Annotated in this window: 4 protein-coding genes and 1 pseudogene; 2 read left to right on the top strand and 3 right to left on the bottom strand. The window is 74.0% G+C overall.

Annotated elements, in window-relative coordinates; genetic code table 11:
* Positions 1 to 153 (bottom strand): thiazolylpeptide-type bacteriocin (locus tag ACFXGA_RS38755; RefSeq protein ID WP_378097724.1); only part of this gene is annotated, 153 nt, incomplete at its 3' end.
* A gap of 308 nt (positions 154 to 461) precedes the next feature.
* Between ACFXGA_RS38755 and ACFXGA_RS38750 the strand changes: the two genes are divergently transcribed.
* Complete coding sequence (locus ACFXGA_RS38750) at positions 462 to 1247, top strand: BTAD domain-containing putative transcriptional regulator (RefSeq protein ID WP_378097721.1); 786 nt, start codon at positions 462 to 464, stop codon at positions 1245 to 1247.
* Position 1248: 1 nt separating this feature from the next.
* On the opposite strand, the gene ACFXGA_RS38745 is transcribed toward ACFXGA_RS38750, so the two are convergent.
* Positions 1249 to 2388: an ROK family protein gene (locus ACFXGA_RS38745; RefSeq protein ID WP_378097718.1), complete on the bottom strand. Its 1140-nt coding sequence runs from the start codon at positions 2386 to 2388 to the stop codon at positions 1249 to 1251.
* A gap of 210 nt (positions 2389 to 2598) precedes the next feature.
* Between ACFXGA_RS38745 and ACFXGA_RS38740 the strand changes: the two genes are divergently transcribed.
* Entirely contained in the window at positions 2599 to 3921 is a 1323-nt protein-coding gene (locus ACFXGA_RS38740; RefSeq protein ID WP_378097715.1) for a cellulase family glycosylhydrolase, read from the top strand.
* A gap of 22 nt (positions 3922 to 3943) precedes the next feature.
* Here the strand turns inward: ACFXGA_RS38740 and ACFXGA_RS38735 are convergent.
* A pseudogene (locus ACFXGA_RS38735) lies at positions 3944 to 4361 on the bottom strand (NYN domain-containing protein); the annotation flags it as partial.

Raw genomic sequence — 4361 nt, 5'->3', positions numbered from 1 at the left:
CAGCCCCGGAGTGAGACCCCCCCCGCCCGAGGGGCGGCGGCACGAGCACGCCGCCGCCGAAGCGCCGGTCTCGGGCAGCGCGACGGCGTCGCGCATGGCGGTGACGGCGAGGTCACCGAGGTCGAGTTCCGAGTCGTCGAAGGTGAGGTCCATCGGTCACGTCCTTTCCGCTTGAGGTGCGTCCAGTGGTGGTGATCGACCCGTCCGGGCTCGGCGCCGGAACCCTCCCCGCCGCGGGGACCGCGTGCTCGTGGCCTTGCGGTTCCCCGAATCGGGATCGTGCCGGGCGACCGGCCGCCGCACCGCGGCGCGGGCGTCGAGGGGGCACGCTCCCACCTGCCGGTATACGTCCGGTATGTGGTGCGGACACCGATGTTTCCCGGCCTTCGGGCCGCCGTCGCGCGTCGGGGGCACGACCTACCGTGTGGGTGTCCGATCGGGTTCGGCAGGGGGAGATCCGGGTGTCCATCTGTTCGACCTCGCGCGTGCCGCGGGAGCTGGACGTCCGGCTGCTCGGCGGTCCGGCGGTGGGCGGCCCGAACGTGGCGCGCGTGGTGCCCGGCGGCGTGAAGACGCGGACGCTGCTGGCGGCCCTCGCGCTGGACGCGGGGTCGGCCGTGTCCACCGAACGCCTGATGGACTACCTGTGGGAACGCGAACCGCCGCGCAGCGCGGTCAAGAACCTCCAGCTCTACGCGTCCCGCCTGCGCCGCTGCCTCGACACCGCGAACCCCGGGCTCTCCCGCCTGCTCGTCCACGTCGGCCACGGCTACCGGCTCGACGTGCCCGCCGAGGCCGTGGACGTGCTGTGCGCGGGCGGGCTGCTCCGGTGCGGCGCGACCGCGTTGCGGGAGGGCGACCCGCGCCGGGCGGTCGTCGCGCTGACCGCCGCGCTGGCGGACTGGCCGGTGGACGGGCTGGCCGGGCTGGTGCCGTCCGGGCCGGCCACCGCCGTGGCCGCGCTGTGGCGCGAGCGGCGGCTGACCGCCGTCGAGCACCTGGCCACCGCGAAGATCGTGCTGGGCGCGCCGCGCGAGGCGGCCGACCTGCTGGCGCCGCACGCGTCGGCGCACGTCACCCGCGAGTCGTTGCAGGTGCTGCTGATGCGCGCGTTGGCCCGCTCGGGCGACCGGGTCGGCGCGATCGAGGTCTACCGCAGGCTGTGGCGCGTGCTCGACGCCGACCTCGGCATCAGGCCCGGCGGTGAGGCGCGGGCGGTGTTGGACGAGCTGTACAGCACCGCGTAGCTCAACGGCCCCCGGCGATCGCGCCCGTGATGGTGGCCTTGATCGCGAGGGCCGCGCCGGAGCGCGCCCACCGGCTGAAGTCGAACGGCCGCACGTCCAGGTCGATCAGGTCCGGGTCGTCCTCGTAGGTGTCCTCGATGCCGTCGTGCACCAGGGGCGATGCCACCTCGTACAGCGGCAGGCCGTCGCCGGTCAGCAGCACCTTCTGCGGGTCGAAGGCGTTGGCGACGGTGCCGATGAGCACGCCGAGGGCGTAGCCCGCCTCGTCGAAGACCCGGCGGGCGAGCGGGTCGCCCGCGTGGACGCGCTCCAGCGCCTCGTCGTAGGTCGGCCGGCCCGCCAGCCGCCGCAGCATCACGTGGGTCATGAGGTAGCTGGAGATGCAGCCGCGCCGGCCGCAGCCGCACAGCGGGCCCTTGCCGTCGACCAGCGTGTGGCTGAAGTGCGGCGGCAGGCCGTGCGCGCCCGCCAGCAGCCGCCCGTCCACGATCATCCCGGTGCCGACGCCCGCGCCGACGGTGATCACCGCCATCGACGTCAGGCCCGCGCCCGGACCGAACCAGTGCTCGGCGGCGGTGAGCGCCTGGACGTCGTTGTCGACCGCGGTCGGCACGCCCGTCAACCGGGTCACCTCGGCCTTGAGCGGCACGTCGGTCCAGCCCAGGAACTCGTGGCGGGCGACCAGGCCGTCCAGCACGATCCCGCCCACGGTCACGCCGATCGCCGTGAGGCCGGGGAACCGGGCCGCGACGTCCGCGATCTGGCCGGCCACCGCGTCGGGGTCGTGCGACCGCAGGGGCTCCTCCGCGGTCGCCAGCGGCGTGGCGGTCAGGTCGGTCAGGGTGGCGAAGAGGCGTTCGGCGGTCAGCTTCACGCCGAGGAACCGGTGGGCCGCGGCGCGCACGTGCAGCGTCTCGGAGGGCCGGCCGACCGTCGGGCGCGGCTTCGTGTCGCCCTCCACCAGCAGGCCCTCGGCGACCAACGTCCTGGTCACGCGGGTGAGGGTCGGGCGGGACAGCCGCAGCCGGTCGGCCAGCCCGGCGCGCGACCGGGGGCCGTGGATCAGCACCTCCAGCAGCACGTCCCGCGCCACCGGCGGCAGCGTCGGCCACGGCGCGGTGGCACGGGCGGTCGAGGTCACCGGTCGAACATAGCGGCCCGCGGGGACGCGGTGAACAGCGGCGGATCTTGACGCCACGTCGGCTCCTCTCGTAGCGTGGACGCTTAAGTTCCACTCGGAAACTAATCATGCCCATGTCGGTGGCGCCGGCCGACAGCTCGTCTGGGAGCGCTCCCGGAGCGCTCCGGGCGGGTGGGCGTCACAGTCGTCGACTCAAAGGGGTGTCGAGGGATGAGGACAACGTTCGCCCTGCTCGGTGCCGCGCTGCTCGTGGTGGCGGGCATCGGGCCGACCGCGCAGCCGCAGGCCCGCGCCGCGACCGGGCTGCACGTCAGCGGGACGAAGATCGTCGAGGCCAACGGTCAGCCGTTCGTGATGCGGGGCGTCAACCACCCGCACGTCTGGTTCACCGGGCGCACCAGCTCGTTCGCCGACGTCAAGGCGCTGGGCGCGAACACGGTCCGCGTGGTGCTGGGCAGCGGCAAGCGGTGGGGACCGTCCACGGACACCGCCGCGGTGATCGGGTTGTGCAAGCAGAACCGGCTGATCTGCGTCCTGGAGGTGCACGACACCACCGGCTACGGCGAGGAGGGCGCGGCGGCGTCGCTGGACGAGGCGGTCGACTACTGGATCGGCCAGAAGGGCGCGCTGGTCGGCCAGGAGAACCACGTCGTGATCAACATCGGCAACGAGCCGATCGGCAACACCAACGCCGCGCAGTGGACCGACGCCACCGTGGACGCGATCGAGAAGATGCGCGCCAACGGGTTCCGGCACCTGCTGATGGTGGACGGGCCGAACTGGGGCCAGGACTGGCAGTACGTCATGCGGGACAACGCCCGGAAGGTCCTCGACGCCGACACGCAGCGCAACACCGTGCTGTCCATCCACATGTACTCGGTGTTCAACACCGCCTCCGGCATCGTGGACTACCTCGACCGCTTCCAGGCCAACAACTGGCCGCTGGTCATCGGCGAGTTCGGGTGGCGGTTCGCGGCGAACGAGGTCGACCACGAGACGATCCTGAGCGAGGCGCAGGAGCGCGGCCTGGGCTACCTGGCGTGGTCGTGGAGCGGCAACAGCGACCCGATCCTGGACATGGCCACCGACTTCGACCCGGCCCGGCTGACGACCTGGGGTCAGCGCATCTTCCACGGGGCCAACGGCATCAAGGCCACGGCCAAGGAAGCGAGCATCTACAGCGGCACCCAACCCACGAGCACCACCACCACCACCACCACGCCGGGTGGCGGGCCGGGCTGCACCGCCGCCTACCGGGTGACGAACCAGTGGCCGGGCGGCTTCCAGGGCGAGGTCCGCGTCACCGCCGGGTCGTCGGCCATCAGGGGCTGGACGGTCACCTGGACGTTCGCCGACGGGCAGGCCGTGACCAACGCCTGGAACGCGACCGTGACCACCAGCGGCTCGACCGTGACGGCGCGCAACGCGGGCTACAACGGCTCGCTCGCGGCCGGCACGAGCACCACGTTCGGCTTCACCGCCACGTCCCGCACGGCCAACGGCGCGCCGACCGCGTCCTGCACCGCGAGCTGACCGCCGACCGGGGCCGCCGGTGTCACTCGACCACGATCCGGATCGACTGCGCCCTCGGGTACTTCCGGCCCGGCAACGGCGTGGGCGACCCGGTGAACGACACCGGCGTCCCGGTCGGCAGCATGGCCAGCCCCACCGGCAGGTCGTCCCGCGACGCGAACCACGACCCGCCGCGCGTGTCCGTGATGAACCCGTGCTTCTGCCCGGCCCGCCACCCGGTCACCGTCCCCAGCCGGCGGCCGCGCGGCGTGCCGACCGGGGACGCCGCGACCCCGCCGGACCGCACGAACGGGCTCCGCAGCGGGTAGTCGGCGCGGTCGGCGGGCGCGAACAGCTCGTCGAACGAGGGCGTCCGCGTCGCCGGCGCCCCGCACCGCCCCGCGGGGGGCCGCGGGCCCGCCGGCGGGGGCGGGGCCGGCGGGCGCCGGCCGAGGCCCCCC

This window comes from Actinosynnema sp. NPDC059335 (assembly GCF_042752395.1).
In the GTDB taxonomy this organism is placed as follows: domain Bacteria; phylum Actinomycetota; class Actinomycetes; order Mycobacteriales; family Pseudonocardiaceae; genus Actinosynnema.
The sequence above is the reverse complement of the archived record's forward strand: the minus strand, read 5'-3'. Positions and strand labels throughout refer to the sequence as shown.

What these genes read in the sequence shown, in the direction of transcription:
- ACFXGA_RS38740 (WP_378097715.1), top strand. Translation starts at nt 2,599, where the DNA reads ATGAGGACAACGTTCGCCCTGCTCGGTGCCGCGCTGCTCGTGGTGGCG.